Genomic DNA, 17,855 nt, shown 5'->3' on the forward strand with positions numbered 1-17,855 from the left:
TTCGCAAGTTGAGCTTCTGCAACTGTCTCGCGAAAGCGACTACCCGAGCGACCTCGCCACCACCCCATCGCTCTCACCATCCCCAATCACACGCCTTTTTGTTGCGGCCCGATAATGAACGGAGTGGCCATGTCTTTACGACGCTCTACAGGGCATCTCTGCGCACTCATCGTTGCGCTGATTTCAATTGCCGCCTGCTCACCCTCCAATGAATCGAACGATAAGGTATTGAACGTCACCTTCTTCGCTGACAATACCATTCTCGTGAGTGTTGATCCGTTTCAGGTCTACTGGCTGGAACACCGGGTCATGCTGCGTAATGTCGCCGAGTCATTGACCGACCAGGAACCTTCCAGCGGTCAGATCATTCCATGGCTCGCCAAACGCTGGGAAATCAGCGATGACGGCTTGGCTTATACCTTTTATCTGCGTGACGATGTCACATTCAGCAACGGAGAGCGTTTTAATGCCAAGGCCGTCAAAACGGCGTTCGATAGCAACAAGGCACTGGTCGAGAAGCTGCCCAGCACTTTTGGCGCCACTTACCTCAGCGGATACGACCACGCGCAGGTAATCGATGACTTCACAGTGAAGCTTGTGCTGAGCAAACCCAACGCAGGCTTTCTGCAAGCAACATCGACCACTATTCTGGCCATCCTTGCTCCTGCGTCCTATGCGCTCACCGAACGGGAGCGTTCACTGGGCCAGATCATTGGCACCGGCCCCTTCGTCCTGGACTCCTACACCCCCGAAACCGGCGCTAAACTTTCCAAACGTCATGGCTATCACTGGGCATCGGCCAACTCCAGGAATCAGGGCGATGCCTATCTGGACACCGTGAATATCACCTACACCCCGGAAGAGAGCGTCCGCAACGGTCTCTTTTTGCAAGGCAAGGTGGACATTCTTTGGCCACGGCTGCCGTTCTCGGAAATCAATGCAAATCTGTTCGAGAAAAAAGGGGCAACCATTCAGACTCGCTCGCTGCCCGGCCCCGCCCTCAATCTATACCCCAACGTAAGTGCCCAGCGAATCTTGAGCGACAGGAAAGTCAGGATTGCTCTTCAGAAATCCATTGATCGCAAAAGCTTTGCTCAAGTCGTGTTCTCCCCCACCTTCCCTGTTGTCAGTGGAGTACTGGATGTCACCACGCCGTACTACAAGTCTCAGTCACAAAAGCTGGCGTACGATCCTGACGGCGCTGCTGACTTACTGGATCAAGCAGGCTGGATCAAAGCGGACGATGGCTTCCGATATAAAGACGGAAAACGCCTGCGTCTGGTGTACAACATTTCTCCTGCGGAGACTCCAGGCGACATTCTCATTCAGGATCAACTGCGCAAAACGGGAATCGATCTGAATCTGAACGTACTGACTCGCGCCGATTGGTCTGCCAGAAACGGGGCCGGGAATTACGACCTGACGGCCGTATATATGACACGTGCTGACCCCATCATTCTGCAAACAATCCTCGACCCTCGAACGGCTTACAGCGCAGCGGTCGCAACCAACATATACGAGCCCCAGACACTGCCGAAAGCCCGCGAATTGTTCGATGCCGGCGTTACCTCCATTGCGCCGGAAAAACGAGAGCAGGCATACGGTGCGCTACAAGATCTTTTGATAGATGAAGCCGCTACGTTCCCTCTTCATGAGCGCTTGCTTCAGGCCGCTACGTCATCGCGCGTCAAGAATTTTCACTGGACAGCTGAGGGCATTGCGCTATTTGGCGACATCCAGCTGACAGGTAAGTAAATAACCTTTAACGACGAACTACGCGCAACTCTGGAGTAACCATGACAACGAATGATGCCTGCGTCCCGGATGTGCCAGACGCACCGGTAACGTTCAGTAACCTCATCGAACTTGAATCCCGGGCGGCCAAGGTCATACCCACGGCGGGGTTCGAGTACATTGCACGCGGGGCTGGTGATGAGCAGACCTTGCGTGAAAACCGGGAGGCATTCAGCCGAGCCTTCATCGATCAGAGAATCCTGACCGGCAAGGTCGTGGAGACATTGGAGACATCAATCCTCGGGGTCTCTTTACGCTCGCCCATTACGATCGCGGCAATGGCGTCGCAAGGTATTGCCCACCCCTCTGCTGAATCAGGCACTGCGATTGCGGCGGATCACGTCGGAACGCTGCTCTGCGTGAGCACCGTCTCGACCCAGAGCCTGGAAACCATTGCCGCAGCAAGCGCAGGGCCTAAGTGGTTTCAGCTTTACCTTACTCGCGACGATGGTTTTAACCGCGAACTCCTCAACCGGGCACGAGCGGCAGGGTACACAGCCGTGGTGTTAACTGCCGATGTCACGGTCGGAGGCATCCGGGAGCACAACCGTCGAAACGGATTCGATGCAGGACATCTGCGCGGGAATTTCATAGACGCCGCCGGTAACCCCCGCTGTACCGATCGATCGTTCCAACCCGCTTTGTCTCTGGATGCGATCAGTTACGCTCATGAGCACAGCGGGCTGCCTGTTGTCGTAAAAGGCGTGACCACAAGCCAGGATGCTCTTCGCGTCATTGAACACGGTGCCGCCGCGATCCAGGTTTCAAACCATGGAGGAAGGCAACTGGACGGTTCCCCGGCGGCCTTCACATCACTGCTACATGTGGCTGAGTCTGTTGAAGAACGGGTTCCCATCATCTTTGACAGTGGCATCAGGCGCGGCACAGATGTGTTCAAAGCAATTGCAGCGGGCGCCGACGTAGTCGCATTGGGGCGCCCGGTGCTTTATGGCTTGGCGCTGGGAGGATGGCGAGGAGTAGTTTCCGTGCTCGAACATCTGGACAATGAGCTTCGTACGGTGATGCAACTGGCGGGTGCCGCAACTGTTGCAGACATCCGAAGCACCCGGCTTACTTTCGGCCTTACCGATCGGCAAATTCCTGGCTATGCGTAAAGTCAGTTCCCCCCTCTGCAACTCTGGGAGTTGACGCATCTGGTGCAGCTTGATGCGACTGGCCAGGACAGCCTGCGCGCTGTCACTGGCCACATACGAAAAACCTGCCGCCTCCCAGTCGCGCCAATCGGGAGTGGAGCCTGGGAGCCAGGGCGATGCGATCAGATATCAGGAAGAAAACTCACACCCCTTCTGAACAAGCAACTTCATGACCCAGGATCGGTCATTTTCACCCAGAGCTATCTGTTCGAGTTGCTTCTGTTCCGCGGCATGCTTGGCTGACGCGCGGTCATAAACGTCGCCGACCTGATCGAAAGGCACGCACAGCAAGCCATCACCATCGCCGATAATCAGGTCGCCTGGCTCTATGACCATGCCATCAAGAGCGATGGGCACGTTGACTTCGCCAGGGCCATCCTTGTAAGGCCCGCGGTGGGTGACGCCCGCTGCAAATACCGGAAAGTTGCCAGCGGCAATGCTGTCGGCATCACGGATCGCGCCATTGATCACAATCCCGGCAACGCCTTTCTTGATTGCATACGCAACCATCATCTCGCCAATAAGGGCATTGCTCAGATCCCCTCCTGCATCCACCACGATAACGTCTCCAGCCTGGGCGATATCGAGTGCATGGTGAAGCATCAGATTGTCACCGGGCCGCGCCTTGACCGTGAGAGCGGGTCCGGCCAGCACACCCGTGCGGTGCATGGCATGGAGTCTGGCACCGCCAGCAGTCATGCGATGCATCGAGTCGCTGACGTTCGCGACAGGAACACTCCTGTAACGCTCAACCCACTCGGGAGCGACCTTGCGCTCTTGCTTCAGCACTCTGAAACCAATGGACATTCGGCATTCCTCTTGTGTTTTTTGTGTACCGTCGAGGTCCAACTGAACCAATTAAATGAAACGGCATTTCAAAATTAACACCTGTTTTTTATTCTCGCAAGATTGCCCAGGCTGAGCTCAAGGCAGAAAATCTGCCGATGAATGGCTGAAACCAGCCAAAAACCGCCTAATTAACTGATGCAGAACGGATTCCATTATTTCCAGGCGTGATTTTTCAGAGCGCAAAAAAGCCTTCGCAATATTTTTTATTGCAACGCCGTTTCATTATGCTAATTTCCTTTCTGCCGAGACAGCCGAAATAACGGCAAAACCGCACTCAGACAAAAAGACCAAGGTGTGCAAATGACTCAAACCCTCTTGTTGACCGGGCCTGAACTGACAGCCGAAGCCATGGCGTATGCCGCCTCTCAAGGTGTTCGGGTCGTGCCTACAACGCCATACACCCCCGCCGACGAGCTGACCGCAATCATCGCCAGTGAGCAGCCTGATGCAATTATCGTCAGGCAAGGCAAGCTGACGCGGGAAATGATCGATGCTTCCAGGAAACTGAAAATCATCGCAAAGCATGGCGTGGGCTATGACACCATCGACATCGCCGCAGCTGCCGAGCGCAGCATTCCAGTCACGATTGCCCTGGGAGCCAACGCCCAATCCGTTGCAGAACATGCATTGGCCCTGATGTTCAGCGTTGCACGTCAGACCGCTCTTCTGGATGCCAGGATGCGCGACGGGCACTGGGACAAATCCACCTCTGTCGGCATAGAGCTGTCAGGCAAGACGCTGGGCCTTGTCGGGCTGGGTTCGATCGGCCGTATCCTGGCGGAACTGGTCGTCCCTCTGCGAATGGCAGTAAAGGTCTATGACCCCTACCTGAAAGAACTGCCTTCAATACCGGATATCCAGCTTGTCCGCGACTTCGATACATTGGTAGCAGACAGCGACATCATCAGCCTGCATTGCCCCCTGACCGACCAGAACCGCAACCTTTTCGGGGAAAAGCAATTCAACCGCATGCGCCCAGGCAGCATCCTGATCAACACTGCCCGAGGTGAACTGATTGATACCGATGCTCTGGTACAGGCACTCAGCACCCGCAAGATTGCCGGAGCCGGGCTGGATACATTCAACCCCGAGCCACCGCCTGCCGACTCACCGCTATGGGGGCTGCCGACTCTGGTAGCGACACCTCATGTCGGGGCGAATACAGCAGAAGCACGAGATCGCGTGGGTTTACTGGCCGTACAGCAGATTGTGAACTTCTGGAACGGCACATCGCCTGACCCTCGCGCCGTAGTGAACCGCCACCTGTTTGAAAGCTGATCCCGCAAGCGCCCCGAAGCGCAGCGGGTGAAATTCATAAATCCATAACGCTTCTCCAAAAAAAACAAAACGGGAGAGAGTCATGTCCATCAGTTCCAACGAGATCAGCGCCCTTGAGCAATCAACGATGCGAAAGGTCGCATGGCGGTTATTACCCTTTCTGATTCTCTGCTACCTGCTCGCGATCATCGATCGCGGCAACATCGGTATGGCGTCCTTGCAGATGAACCAGGATCTGGGTCTGACGCCCGCAATATTCGGACTTGCAAGCAGCCTGTTCTTTGTTTCGTACTTTCTTGTGGAGGTCCCGAGCAATCTGGCCTTGCAGAAGTTCGGTGCGCGGCGCTGGATCGCAAGGATCATGATTACCTGGGGGCTTATTTCTGCGGGCACCGCTTTTGTCCAGGGAGCGAACTCTCTCTACGTCATGCGCTTCCTTTTAGGCGCAGCCGAAGCTGGCTTTTTTCCGGGAGTGCTGCTGTACCTCACCTACTGGCTGCCATCCGCCTACAGGGGACGCATGGTGGCAATCTTCATGGTGGCAATTCCGGGCGCCAACTTCATTGGCTCTCCTCTCTCAGGCCTTCTGCTGAGCATGGACGGCTGGCTGGGCATGCGAGGCTGGCACTGGCTTTTCATTCTTGAAGGGATTCCTGCCACCTTACTGGGCATTGCCTGCCTGTTCGTACTCACAGACCGTCCTGAACAAGCACACTGGCTAAATGCAGAGCAACGGAACTGGCTGATCACTCGTCTCGACGAAGAGCGCGCCCGAAAAACAGCCATTGGCCACATCTCCCTCTGGAAGCTGCTGCGACACAAACATATCTGGGTCTTGGCTCTGATTTATTCGGGAGCGTCAGCCGCTGGCAGCACCATGAGTGTCTGGGCACCTCAACTGCTGAAAACATTCGGCCTGAGCAATATGGAAATCGGCCTGGTCAACGCCATTCCATACGGGCTGGCATCAGTGCTTATGATCGTATGGGGACGCAGCTCCGACAAAACCGGCGAACGGCGCTGGCACACCGCAACGACACTACTGCTCATCACGGTCGGACTATTGATGGCACTGGTAACGTCATCACTGGTCGCCACAGTATTCATGCTGAGCATGGTGTTGATCGGTGCCTACTCCATGAAGGGACCATTCTGGGCGCTGGTTTCAACCTGGCTGTCATCATCAACGGCCGCTGCAGGATTGGCAGCCGTAGGCGCCATGGCCAACCTGATTGGTGGAGGTGTGATGGTGAACGTTTACGGAGCCATACATAACTCCACAGGCAGCTATGCATTGGCGCTGCTGCCGCTTGCAGCCCTTTGTGCAGCGGGGGCAATCATGGTCTTGCTGATGGGGCGAAAACAGCTTCTTGATTCAGCCGAAACCTCAGGATTTGAACGCAAGGCAAATGCCCACTGATCAAACAGCATCAACCTTTCAATACTGCCGCCAGGGTCAAACCTGAGCGGCAGTGCTTTTTGTGCCAGGAAAGTTTCCGCCCCCCTTCCCCTTCCCGAAACCAAATAAGCTTTCTGCTCAGGTGCTTACGCATTGCTCCAAGCGGACAATGGCAGTATTTTGCAGCGTAGTAATGCATCACCCGATGCCCACAACTACAAGGGGAAATCCAAATGGTTAAAATCCGCCCGCGTCCCGCTGTCGCCGGGGTTGCATCGGCAGATCGGGTGCTGACCGTTCTTACTGCATTCAAGGTGGGCGATACGGCTTTGGAGCTTGCCGAGCTGGCCAATCGCACAGGGCTGATCAAAAGCACCATCATGCGACTGATGGTCTCGCTGGAGAACTACGGACTGATCACCCGCATGGCGGACGGACGCTATCAACTCGCAACAGAAATCATGCGATTGAACACTGTCTATCAGGATGGGCTCGATCTTGAGCGCCATATAACACCGCTGCTACACCGGCTGACTCAGGAAACAGGCGAAACCGCATCGTTCTATGTGCGCCATGGCGCTTACAGGATGTGCCTCTACCGGGTTAACTCACCGCACCACTTGCGCCTGCACCTGCAACCGGGCGACACCCGCCCCATGGACGGAGCTGCCGGGGCCGAAGCACTACGTACGCCCTACTCGCTGGCAGCGAAAATGATAAAACCCATCTATTCGGTAGGCGCCACGGACCCGCACGCATCCTCAATGTCACTGCCCATTTTTGGGCCGGGTGAAAACCTGATCGGGGCTCTGGTACTGTCAGGCCCGGCAAGTCGCTTGACAGCAGACCAGGCTAGAACCCTCCATCCGCTGTTTCAGAATGCAGCCCTTGAACTGACCCGCAGCCTGGGTGGCGATGCGCTTGCCATCGACCAGGATGAACCGGCGCCTAAGAAGCCGCGAGCACAAAAGCCCCCAAAAGCCTAAGAAGCAACCGCCACGCAGACGCGAGATTATCACCTCACGGCCGCCTCCATTATTCGATATGGCTCATATCTGCATGCGGATTAACGCAATATATCGATGGGCTCTTCGCCTCTAGACTAGACCCTCCAGCCCCAAGAGGGCTCATGTACTCATGAAAAGGAGAACCCATGACGGTCAAAGCCTACGGCGCCTACGCTGGCGATAAACCCCTTGAGTCACTGGAAATCACCCGCCGCGCTCCAGGCCCCCACGATGTTCAGGTCGATATCGCTTATTGCGGCATTTGCCATTCTGACCTGCATCAGGTGCGTGGCGAATGGGCGGGCACTCAGTTCCCTTGCGTGCCAGGCCATGAAATTGTCGGGCGCGTGTCCGCAATCGGCAAGCACGTAAAAGGCTTCCAGCACGGCGATCTGGTCGGTATCGGCTGCATCGTCGACAGCTGCAAGCAGTGTGAAGAATGCGACTCGGGCCTCGAAAACTACTGCGACGGCATGATCGGCACCTATAACTTCCCGACCCCGGATGCTCCCGGCTGGACCCTTGGCGGTTATTCGGAACAGATCGTGGTACACGAGCGCTACCTGCTGCGTATCCGTCACCCGGCTGAACAACTCGCCGCCGTGGCGCCGCTGCTCTGCGCGGGGATCACCACCTATTCGCCGCTGCGCCACTGGCAGGCTGGCCCCGGCAAGAAAGTCGGGATTGTCGGTATCGGTGGCCTTGGCCATATGGGCATCAAGCTGGCTCATGCCATGGGCGCGCATGTGGTTGCTTTCACCACCTCCGAATCCAAGCGCGAAGCGGCGAAAGCACTGGGCGCCGACGAGGTCGTCATCTCGCGCAACCCAGAGGAAATGGCCGCCCATGCCAAGAGCTTCGACCTGATCATCAATACCGTGGCAGCACCGCACAGCCTCGATGATTTCCTGGCGCTGTTGAAGCGTGACGGCACCTTGACTCTGGTTGGCGCTCCCGCTTCGCCACACCCGTCCCCCGAGGTGTTCAACCTGATCTTCAAGCGTCGTTCGATCAGCGGCTCGATGATCGGCGGCATTCCTGAAACCCAGGAAATGCTGGACTTCTGCGCCGAACACAACATCGTCTCGGACATCGAACTGGTGCGTGCCGACCAGATCAACGAAGCCTATGAGCGCATGCTCAAGGGTGACGTCAAATACCGTTTCGTGATCGATAACACCACGCTGGCCAACGCCTGAACCCAGGCATTAAATCCACAATCCGCACAGGCCGCGACCAGAGCATGGCCTCAGCCTGTGCGCAGTTGAAGGGTATTTATCAATTTCACTCATATAGCCTAGAAACCAGGCGCCATGGAGCGTCCGTCAGTACGTGCTACCGTTTCAGCAGTGTTGCGCAAGTGAAACGCTTGCTTTTTGGCCCGCAAACAAATGGCACTCAAGGGCATTTCCCCACTGGATGGCTGGATAATCATGGAACTGCAGATCAACGATAAGACCTATCAGGTCCAGGCCGAAGGCGATACCCCACTGCTGTGGGTCATTCGCGATGAACTCGGGCTGACCGGAACCAAGTACGGCTGCGGCCTTGCTCAATGCGGGGCCTGCTCCGTCCTGATCGACGGAGTGGCCGCACGCTCGTGCGTCGTTCCGATTCAGGGTGTCATCGGGCGCAAGATCACGACGATCGAAGCCATCGAAGAAGATGACGTAGGCAAGCGAGTGGTTGCCGCCTGGGTCAAGCATCAGGTCCCGCAATGCGGCTATTGCCAGTCAGGTCAGGTCATGGCCGCGACCTCATTGCTCAAGCAGGTCGCCCACCCTTCGGATGCAGAGATCGGAGCCGCGATGATCAACCTGTGTCGTTGCGGCACCTATAACTTCATCAATGCAGCCGTGCATGAAGTGGCTGGCGAAAAGGTCGCGCTGTTTGAGCCCGCAGCCACTCCCGGCAAGTCTTGAGAACTGCACGAGGCGCAGACCTCGGCAATCGCGCTTCAGAAATCGTGATCTAGAACCTGAGCAATGGATGCGTCTTGAAAGAGATGGCAGCCTGAGGAAATCATAATGACAACGTTGGCGAATAGTCCCGACGCAAGCGAGGCGTTTCCGACAGGGGAAGCGATCAATATCTCTCGGCGTCGCTTTCTGATTGCATCGGCCGGCACCATGGCAGGTGCTCTGGTCCTTGGTTTCGGCCTGCCGATGGGCCAGGCACGGGCTCAGGCCCGAGTGGCGGCAGAGGTTCCGGGAACGCGAGTCCCCGCCTTTCTCGAAATCCGCCCGGATAACACCATCCGCCTGCAAAGCCCTTTCATCGAAGGCGGCCAGGGCATTTTTACCGCCATGGCGCAGATTGTCGGTGAAGAACTGGATGCCGACCCGGCCACCTTTATCGTGGAAAACGCCTCTCCCGGCAGTGAATACGTGGTCCTGAGCAACGGCATGCGGATCACCGGCGGCAGCATGTCGGTACGCATGAGCTACCCCACCATGCGTCGTCTCGGAGCCCTGACCCGGGCGATGTTATTGCAGGCGGGTTCGGAACGTCTGGGTGTACCGGTCAGTGAACTCACCACTCAGCCTGGACAGGTCGTTCATGCGGCTTCGGGCAGGACGTTGAGCTACGGCGAACTGGCCTCACGCGCCATGGACCTGCCAGTGCCCGACCCGGACAGCGTCAAGCTCAAGGACCCGAGCCAGTTCCGCTGGATCGGTAAGTCGGTAAAACGTCTGGACGGCTACGAAAAGTCTACGGGCAAGACCGTCTACACCATCGACTGCAAGGTCGATGACATGCTCCACGCGGCCGTACAGCACGCCCCAAGGCTCGGCCTGACGGTCGGCACCATCCGTAACGAAGACCAGATCAAGGCCATGAAAGGCGTTCACTCCGTGCATCGCCTGCCCGGCGCGGTTGCCGTCGTCGCCGAGCGCTGGTGGACGGCCAAACGTGCGGTAGAAGCTGTGCAGGTGGACTGGAAAGAGCCAGGCCCGGATTCGGATCTGCGCTACATGCCGGCGGACTTTTCCAGCGCAGCCTTCAGCGAGCGACTGGCCAACGAACCCGGTGCAGGCAAGGACGACGAGGTTGTAGGCGAAGCCGGCAAGGCCCTGGACAGCGCCCATACCGTTGTCAGCGCTACTTATTACAGCCAGTTTGTCCATCACGCACAGCTGGAGCCGCCTTCTGCGCTGGCGCGTTTCAACCCGGACGGCACACTGGACCTGTGGCTGCCCAATCAGGCACCGGACCTGTTCCTGGCCGACGTGGCCAAGAGAACAGGCCTTGAGCCGTCGAAAATCAACCTTCATTCCCCGGTACTTGGCGGCTTCTTCGGCAGACACTTCCTCTACAACAGCGCATCGCCTTACCCTCAGGCTATCCAGCTGGCCAAGGAAGTCGGGCGTCCGATCAAACTGATCTGGAGCCGCGAAGAAGAATTCCTGCGCGATGTACTGCGCCCCATGGCCGTCGTGCGCTTCCGTGGCGGGCTCGATGCCAAAGGCATGCCTGTCGCACTGGAAGCCGTAAGCGCCACCGAAGGCCCAACCGAAGCCATCAGCAACAAACAGGGAGAGAAAATTGACCCCACGGCCCTTGAAGGGCTGGCCGGCAAGGTCTATTCGATCCCCAATCGCAGGATTGCCCAGCTGTATGTGAAGAGCCCGGTCATGCTTGGCTACTGGCGCTCGGTCGGCAACTCGATGAATGATTTCCTGTATGAAACCTTCCTCGACGAGCTGGCAGACAAGGGTGGACAAGACCCTTACGAGCTTCGACTGCACTTGCTCAAAGACAATGAGCGGCTGACCAACCTTCTGCGTGCCGTCGGTGATCTGGCTGGCGGCTGGAAACGTGGCCCTTTCACGGCCGAAGACGGCACGCTCCGCGCCCGTGGCGTTGCCATGGCGTCCCCTTTCGGCACCGAGGCGGCGGTCATCGCGGAGGTTTCGATCAAGAATGGTCAGGTCAAGGTACACGACATCTGGCAGGCCATCGATCCGGGCAGCATCGTCAACCCCGGCATCATCGAAGCCCAGGTCAACGGTGCCGTCGCGCTTGGGCTTTCACAGGTCTTGCTTGAAGAAGCTGTGTACGAGAACGGCATCCCCGCCGCCCGCAACTACGACATGTATCCGATCCTGCCACCTGATCGCATGCCCCGCGTGCATGTAAAGATCATCGAGAGCGGCGCGAAAATGGGTGGTATCGGTGAGCCGCCGTTGCCCGCCGTTCCGCCAGCCGTGGCCAATGCGGTCGCCAGGCTGACTGGCCAGCGGATTCGCAGCATGCCGCTGTCTCGGTACACCTTCAAAGACCAACAAGCCTGACACCTAGGGATCACAGATGACTACAAGCAGACTCAAGAAAGTTGCTGCCATCCTGGTGCCGGTGAGTGTCGTGGCGGCAGCCGGCGTAGCCTGGTTCGTGACACGCACACCCGCCTCGCCCTTCGACGGCGTGGCCAGCCCTCCGAGTGCGCCCGCGCAGCTGATCCAGCGTGGCGAATACGTTGCCCGGCTCAGCGACTGCGTGGCATGCCATAGCACACCGAGCAGTGCGCCATTTGCCGGCGGCCTGGAGATGGCGACCCCCTTGGGGTCAATCTTTGCCACCAACATCACACCCGACAAGGAAACCGGGATCGGCAACTACAGCCTGGCGGAATTCGACCGGGCATTGCGTCTGGGCGTGGCCCGTGACGGCCACAGGCTTTATCCGGCAATGCCTTATCCCTCCTATGAAAAGCTCAGCGAGGACGACATACGTGCGCTCTATGCGTATTTCATGCAGGGCGTAAAACCCGTCAAGCAGGAAAACCAGCCGAGCGAAATCCCATGGCCACTGAACATGCGTTGGCCGCTGGCCTTGTGGAACGCGGTCTTCACGGATTCGGGAAGCTATATAAAGGCTGAAACCGCAAAAGACCCGCTGTGGCTTCGTGGCGCCTACATTGTGCAAGGTCCGGGGCATTGCGGCAGTTGCCACACCCCGCGCGGCCTCGCCATGAACGAGAAAGCCCTGGACGAACGCAGCCCGGCGTTCGTTTCCGGCGCACTGCTGGATGGCTGGTATGCGCCGAGCCTGCGCAACGATCCAAACACCGGGCTTGGACGCTGGAGCGAGGAAGACATCGCACGCTTCCTCAAGACAGGTCGTAACCAGCATGCCGTTGTTTTCGGCTCGATGACCGACGTATTCAACAACTCCACGCAGTTCATGACGGACGAAGACCTGAAGGCCGTTGCGCACTACCTCAAATCGCTGCCGGGGGACCCCAAGCGTGACGGCGAGCCATGGCAATACGATGCAAAATCCAATGCCAACCTGACGGTCAGCGAACAGTTGAAGGTTCCGGGTGCAAGCACCTACATGGCCAAATGCAGCTCCTGTCACGGGCCGGACGGACGTGGACAGGGAGAATGGGTTCCGCCTCTGGCAGGCGCCTCATCCTCACTGGCGAAGGAACATGCATCGTCGATCAACGTAACCCTGAACGGGTCGGGACGTATCGTTGCGGATGGAGTACCGGATGCCTATCGCATGCCGCCGTTCCGCAATCAGCTCTCGGATCAGGAAACCGCAGACGTCCTGACCTTTATCCGCACCTCCTGGGGTAACAAGGGCGGCCCGGTCACCGTGAAGGATGTGCAGGATCTTCGCGAACGGACCAATCCGGCAAGCAGTAATGTGATCATCTTGCAGATGCGGTAAGCCTCTTCGCGGATGAATCTGCTCCTACCCCAATGAAGGCTGCGTAGGAGCGACTCCGCTCATTCGCGAACAAGGCGAGCATCATCCCGCTTTAAAGAGGTGCTTCGTTTGAAGCCCTGCGCCTGCCCATCATCTGCTCCGTCTCTTCCTGATGAACCTGTTTCACCATTGCCACGTACGGAGGGTTCTCTGCCGGAGGGATCTGCGGGTCGTACAGTTGAGCAAGCATCCATAGCGCATGGCGATCACCCTTGACGAAGGCATCGGCAGTCTTTTGCGCCTCTCCGGGCTCCATACCCAACGCCTCCAGCGAGTTGCGACCTGCACGCACGGCGCTGTCGAAGGTTTCGCGGATAATCTCGTCACACCCGGCCTTGAACAGGTCATAGACATGCAGACGATCATAAGCCCGAGCCACCACATGCAAGTCGGGACGCACCCGCTTGGCATAGCGGACAATGGTCAACGCACGGGCGCGATCATCAATGGCAACCACCAGCAGACGCGCCTTCATCAGGCCCGCCGCCTCCAGAAGATCAGGACGCGACGCATCGCCGAAGAACGTCTTGATGTCAAATCGCGCCAGGGTTTCAACCACCTCGGCGCTGATGTCCAGAACCACCGTGCTATAGCCATTGGCGTTCAGCAGGCGATTGACGATCTGACCAAAACGCCCGCACCCGGCAATGATGACCGCCCCCTCGTCATCGATGGCATCAGCCTCACGGGCCTGTTTTTTTGCCTGACGCGGCAGGATCACCCGTTCCAGAAAAACGAATAACAGCGGCGCACAGAGCATCGAAAGCGCCACGACCAACAGCAGAAGCTCGGCCATGCCTTGCGCCAGCACACCGCTGCCCACGCTGAAAGACAGCAGGACAAAGGCAAACTCACCGCTTTGCGCCAGGCCCAGCGCAAGCAGCCATCGATCCATGCCCCGAAGCCGGAACAGACTGCCAATCGCCCAGAGCACCAGTGCTTTGGTGACAATCAACAGCAAGGTCAAACCGACAACCAGCCCAAGATGTTCAAACAGCAAGGCGAAGTCGATACTTGCGCCGACTGTTATAAAAAACAATCCCAGCAGCAGCCCCTTGAACGGCCCGATATCGCTTTCCAGTTCATGTCGATATTCGCTGTTGGCGAGCACGACACCGGCGAGAAAAGTCCCCAGCGCAGGCGACAGACCAACCAGACTCATGAGCAGCGCCGTGCCGACCACGAGCAGCAGCGCACTGGCCGTGAAGATTTCGCGCATTTGCGCCGTGGCGATAAAACGAAACAAAGGTCGCGTCAGGTAGTGCCCTCCGACCACCACCGACGCAACCGCCAGCAGCGTGACCACCCCGATCATCCAGCCCGGTAAACCGGTGAGTAACGTCGCGCCGGAACCATGAGCGACTTCGGTCTCGTTACCTGCGAGCAAACCGGGAACGGCCAGCAATGGCAGTAACGCCAGCATCGGGATCACTGAGATGTCCTGAAACAGCAACACCGAAAAGCTTGCCCGACCGCCATCGCTGTCAAGCAAGCGCTTCTCATCAAGGGTCTGCAACGCAATGGCCGTGGAGGAAGCCGTCGCAATCAGGCCGATGGCCAGCGCCGTTTTCCACTCCACGTCCATGGCAACAGCGATGCCCCAGACCGCCAGAGTGGTCAACAGTACCTGCAAACCACCAAGCCCCAACAGGCGATGACGCATTTCCCATAACTGTTGCGGTTGCAGTTCAAGGCCGACCAGAAAAAGCATCATCACGACACCGAATTCGGCGAAATGCTGCAAGCGCTCCGCCTCGGCACCCACCAGCCCCAGTAGCGGACCAATGATGATCCCGGCGATCAGATACCCCAATACCGAGCCCAACCCAAGCCGTTTGGCGACAGGTACAGCCAGCACGCCCGCGCACAGATAGAGAAAGGCATGAAACAGTGCATCGACCGTCATGCCTGCGCCCCCTGTCCATCGGGCAGCAGGCAGGTTGCAGAGGCCGGGTTAGCGAACAAAAACAGCATCATGCTATGCATGCCTCGCTTGTCATGAAGAAATGGCCACAACGTCGGTCTCGATCAGTTCAAGAGACTGGACCATGTGAGCCACTGTGGATTTGTAGGTCTTGAAATGAGGAGAATCCAGATGAGCGCAATAGGCTTCGGCATCCTGGTATACCTCGACCACAAAGAACCGGCCTGGTACCTCACGCACTTCAAGGGCATAGAAAGCAATCACTCCAGGCTCCAGCGCACCCGCAGCCTCCACGATTTTTCGGGAGGCTGTCCGATACTCATCGAGCTTTGCGGGATCGACCTCAATCCGCGCAATGCGCACAAGTGGTGGGCGGCCTGGAGGAGCTGGTTGACTTGAATCAATCATGTCCATCTCCTCCTCGATCAAAACTCCTGCCACGTCAGGCGCAAGACGATTTCGTTGATGTCCATTTCTTCAGGCTGACTGATGGCAGGCGCAACGTAACGTGACTGATCCGTATCAGGCATTACCTGGCGCGAAGAGCATTTCCCAGTTGGTGAACGGACCCAGCGGGATGATTTCCCAATCGATGAGCCCGGCCTCGGCCAACGGGAATTCGCGCAGTGCCTGACGTGTAGCTTCAACCGATTCGCACTCGACAATCAGCGCAACACCGGGACGGTCCTGGCGGAAGTAAAAGTCGCGCACGATGCCGTTCTTGTAGAGCTGCCAGGCGTGACGTGCCTCGTCCAGCATATGAGGTTGGTACTTTTCCAGGCTGGCACCGGGCTGTGGAACATCGAGACAAAGTAGTTTCATGGGAGGGCTCGCCTAGTGAAGTTACGGGTCAGACCGGCTGGAATCGGCGCACTGTTTCGGCCACGCGCTGGCCCAGGTAGGCAGCGGTTTGCAGATCACTATTGACAGGAGCGTCATCCGGCCCCTGATCGCCGTTGGATTACGCCATCGCGCCCAGCCAGCTACCCAGTCGGTTGAGGTCTTGCTCGCTGCCTGTGCTGATGTTGTTACCCGGCTTCAGATCGAGCCCTACCCACAACATCCCGTGCTGGGCGGCAAAGAGCGCCATGGAGATCAGAGAATGCAGTTTGTCGCCGTTTTGCGCGCCCGAATTCGTAAAGCCGGCGGCAACCTTGTTGCCCCACTTCAAATCATTCCAGGCAAGCCGGGTGGAGTCCTCGCAGAACTGCTTGAAGCGGGCGCTGGGAGCACCGTTGTAGGTAGGCGAGCCAAAAATGATTGCATCACTGGCCTCAAGAACATTCCAGGCTATCGAGCCTTCGGATAGCGCGATCAACCGAGCCTCGGCACCGTCAACCCGGCGAACGCCCTCGGCCACGCTCTGAGCCTGCCTGGCGGTGTGGCCCCAGCCACTGTCATAAACGATGGAAATCAACATGCTTCATGAATCCTTCTTAAGCCATGGAGAGAAAGAAAAACGACGATGACAAGTCGCTGTACTGGCTCCGTGCAGGCGCCAATAGCCACGGGAAGGAAGTTTATAGTAGAGTAATAATCACCATTTCCGATATTTATTCCTCTTTAAGTAGAACCACAGGCACCAATTGAGAGCCGAGAATTTATGAGAGATCCTCTGGATGGCATTGCCCTGTTCGTTGAAGTGGTCAATGCAGGCGGTTTTTCGCGTGCTGCGGAGCAGTTAGCGCTGACACGCTCTGCGGTGGGCAAAGCGATTGCCCGTGTGGAAGAACGGCTGGGTGTGCGTCTGTTCCATCGCACCACCCGCACCCAGAGCCTGACCGAGGATGGGCAGCTCTATTACGAACATTGCCTGCGCGCACTGGAAGAAGTCCGCTCAGCCCAGTCTCTGATCGAATCCGGCATGCACGAGATTGCCGGCCGCATGCGCGTGACCATGCCCGTCCTGTTCGGCCAATACTGTGCGACCCCGCTGCTGATGGAGCAGGCACGCGAACATCCAAAACTGGAACTTGATCTGCACCTGTCCGACCAGTCGGTTGACCTGATCGCCGAAGGTTTCGACCTGGCAATACGTTTTGGCCCACTGTCACAGTTGAACGGCCTGCAAGCCCAGCACCTGGCCGTACAACAGAAACTGTTGTGTGCATCGCCGGCTTATCTGGCAGAAAAGGGGCATCCACGCACCATCGCGCAGTTGATGGATCACAAAGCGGTTCTGTATCACCGGCGCGATTACACCCAGACCTGGCCGGTTTTCGACATGGATGGCCAACTCAAGAACCTGTCCCTTGCGCCGCGCATCCGGCTGAATGATCTGTCTTCAATCGCCGATGCAGTCGAAGCCGGAATGGGGATCGGCTGGCTGCCTTCCTGGCTGATACGTGATCGTCTGCGCTCGGGCGCAATCGTCCAGCTTCTGGAAAACCACCCGCCTACAACCATGGATTGCCACGCCGTCTGGCCGCAGATGCGGCAGATGCCCAAGCGACTGCGCCATCTCATCGACGTGCTCGCGACACGATTACCGGAGGTGATGCTCCTTTGAATCACCCAAGCCAGAACCCCACCCATGACATCAAGGACCGACCATGAAACTTCGCCGTTTGTTTTCCACCTGCTCCATGACGCTTTGCCTGCTTGCTGTTGCCGCTGACCGAAAACTGACCCAGTAGAGGCTGTTCTGCCGACTGAAAACTGACCCAGGTGTTCAACTGCTTCTGCTCACTTTTTGAGCAGGAGAACACAGGGTGATCAGCATGGAAATGTTG

Annotated in this window: 16 protein-coding genes; 10 read left to right on the forward strand and 6 right to left on the reverse strand. The window is 57.6% G+C overall.

Annotated features, from left to right (window positions below):
• Positions 1-129: 129 nt before the first annotated feature.
• Together Q6A51_RS21170 and Q6A51_RS21175 are read left to right on the forward strand one after the other, a co-directional pair.
• Positions 130-1,755, forward strand: coding sequence for an ABC transporter substrate-binding protein (locus Q6A51_RS21170; protein WP_304575666.1), 1,626 nt, complete (start codon positions 130-132; stop codon positions 1,753-1,755).
• 41 nt (positions 1,756-1,796) lie between these two features.
• Positions 1,797-2,909 carry an alpha-hydroxy-acid oxidizing protein gene (locus tag Q6A51_RS21175; RefSeq protein ID WP_201020277.1) on the forward strand — a complete coding sequence of 371 codons (1,113 nt, stop codon included), beginning with the start codon at positions 1,797-1,799 and terminating at the stop codon, positions 2,907-2,909.
• A gap of 168 nt (positions 2,910-3,077) precedes the next feature.
• Here the strand turns inward: Q6A51_RS21175 and Q6A51_RS21180 are convergent, their stop codons facing one another.
• Positions 3,078-3,755 carry an RraA family protein gene (locus Q6A51_RS21180; RefSeq protein ID WP_304575667.1) on the reverse strand — a complete coding sequence of 226 codons (678 nt, stop codon included), beginning with the start codon at positions 3,753-3,755 and terminating at the stop codon, positions 3,078-3,080.
• A gap of 342 nt (positions 3,756-4,097) precedes the next feature.
• Between Q6A51_RS21180 and Q6A51_RS21185 the strand changes: the two genes are divergently transcribed.
• From Q6A51_RS21185 to Q6A51_RS21215, 7 genes are all read left to right on the forward strand, one after another.
• A complete protein-coding gene (locus Q6A51_RS21185; RefSeq protein ID WP_201020279.1) occupies positions 4,098-5,075 on the forward strand; it encodes a hydroxyacid dehydrogenase in 978 nt (325 codons plus the stop codon).
• 82 nt (positions 5,076-5,157) lie between these two features.
• Positions 5,158-6,495 (forward strand): MFS transporter, encoded by a 1,338-nt coding sequence (locus tag Q6A51_RS21190; RefSeq protein ID WP_201020280.1) that lies wholly within the window; start codon positions 5,158-5,160, stop codon positions 6,493-6,495.
• Between the two features lie 212 nt (positions 6,496-6,707).
• Positions 6,708-7,460: an IclR family transcriptional regulator gene (locus Q6A51_RS21195; RefSeq protein WP_201006791.1), complete on the forward strand. Its 753-nt coding sequence runs from the start codon at positions 6,708-6,710 to the stop codon at positions 7,458-7,460.
• 167 nt (positions 7,461-7,627) lie between these two features.
• Positions 7,628-8,680, forward strand: a complete 1,053-nt coding sequence (locus Q6A51_RS21200) for an NAD(P)-dependent alcohol dehydrogenase (protein ID WP_201020281.1) — start codon at positions 7,628-7,630, stop codon at positions 8,678-8,680.
• Between the two features lie 234 nt (positions 8,681-8,914).
• Positions 8,915-9,403 (forward strand): (2Fe-2S)-binding protein, encoded by a 489-nt coding sequence (locus Q6A51_RS21205; RefSeq protein ID WP_201006795.1) that lies wholly within the window; start codon positions 8,915-8,917, stop codon positions 9,401-9,403.
• A gap of 105 nt (positions 9,404-9,508) precedes the next feature.
• Positions 9,509-11,776 carry a xanthine dehydrogenase family protein molybdopterin-binding subunit gene (locus Q6A51_RS21210; RefSeq protein WP_304575668.1) on the forward strand — a complete coding sequence of 756 codons (2,268 nt, stop codon included), beginning with the start codon at positions 9,509-9,511 and terminating at the stop codon, positions 11,774-11,776.
• 16 nt (positions 11,777-11,792) lie between these two features.
• A complete protein-coding gene (locus Q6A51_RS21215) occupies positions 11,793-13,160 on the forward strand; it encodes a c-type cytochrome (RefSeq protein WP_201020283.1) in 1,368 nt (455 codons plus the stop codon).
• Between the two features lie 91 nt (positions 13,161-13,251).
• Here the strand turns inward: Q6A51_RS21215 and Q6A51_RS21220 are convergent, their stop codons facing one another.
• From Q6A51_RS21220 to Q6A51_RS21235, 4 genes are all read right to left on the reverse strand, one after another.
• Positions 13,252-15,105, reverse strand: a complete 1,854-nt coding sequence (locus tag Q6A51_RS21220; protein WP_201020284.1) for a monovalent cation:proton antiporter-2 (CPA2) family protein — start codon at positions 15,103-15,105, stop codon at positions 13,252-13,254.
• Positions 15,106-15,195: 90 nt separating this feature from the next.
• Complete coding sequence (locus tag Q6A51_RS21225) at positions 15,196-15,531, reverse strand: putative quinol monooxygenase (protein ID WP_201020285.1); 336 nt, start codon at positions 15,529-15,531, stop codon at positions 15,196-15,198.
• Positions 15,532-15,645: 114 nt separating this feature from the next.
• Positions 15,646-15,945 (reverse strand): superoxide dismutase, encoded by a 300-nt coding sequence (locus Q6A51_RS21230; RefSeq protein ID WP_201020286.1) that lies wholly within the window; start codon positions 15,943-15,945, stop codon positions 15,646-15,648.
• 139 nt (positions 15,946-16,084) lie between these two features.
• On the reverse strand, positions 16,085-16,543 hold the full coding sequence (locus Q6A51_RS21235; RefSeq protein ID WP_322791250.1) for a flavodoxin family protein: 459 nt from the start codon (positions 16,541-16,543) through the stop codon (positions 16,085-16,087).
• A 183-nt stretch (positions 16,544-16,726) separates the two neighbouring features.
• On the opposite strand from Q6A51_RS21235, the gene Q6A51_RS21240 reads away from it, so the two are divergent.
• Positions 16,727-17,632, forward strand: a complete 906-nt coding sequence (locus Q6A51_RS21240; protein ID WP_304575669.1) for a LysR family transcriptional regulator — start codon at positions 16,727-16,729, stop codon at positions 17,630-17,632.
• 1 nt (position 17,633) lies between these two features.
• Here the strand turns inward: Q6A51_RS21240 and Q6A51_RS21245 are convergent.
• A partial coding sequence (locus Q6A51_RS21245; protein ID WP_304575670.1) for a hypothetical protein occupies positions 17,634-17,855 on the reverse strand: 222 nt, incomplete at its 5' end.

This window comes from Pseudomonas serbiensis (genome assembly GCF_030580745.1).
Lineage (GTDB): Bacteria > Pseudomonadota > Gammaproteobacteria > Pseudomonadales > Pseudomonadaceae > Aquipseudomonas > Aquipseudomonas serbiensis.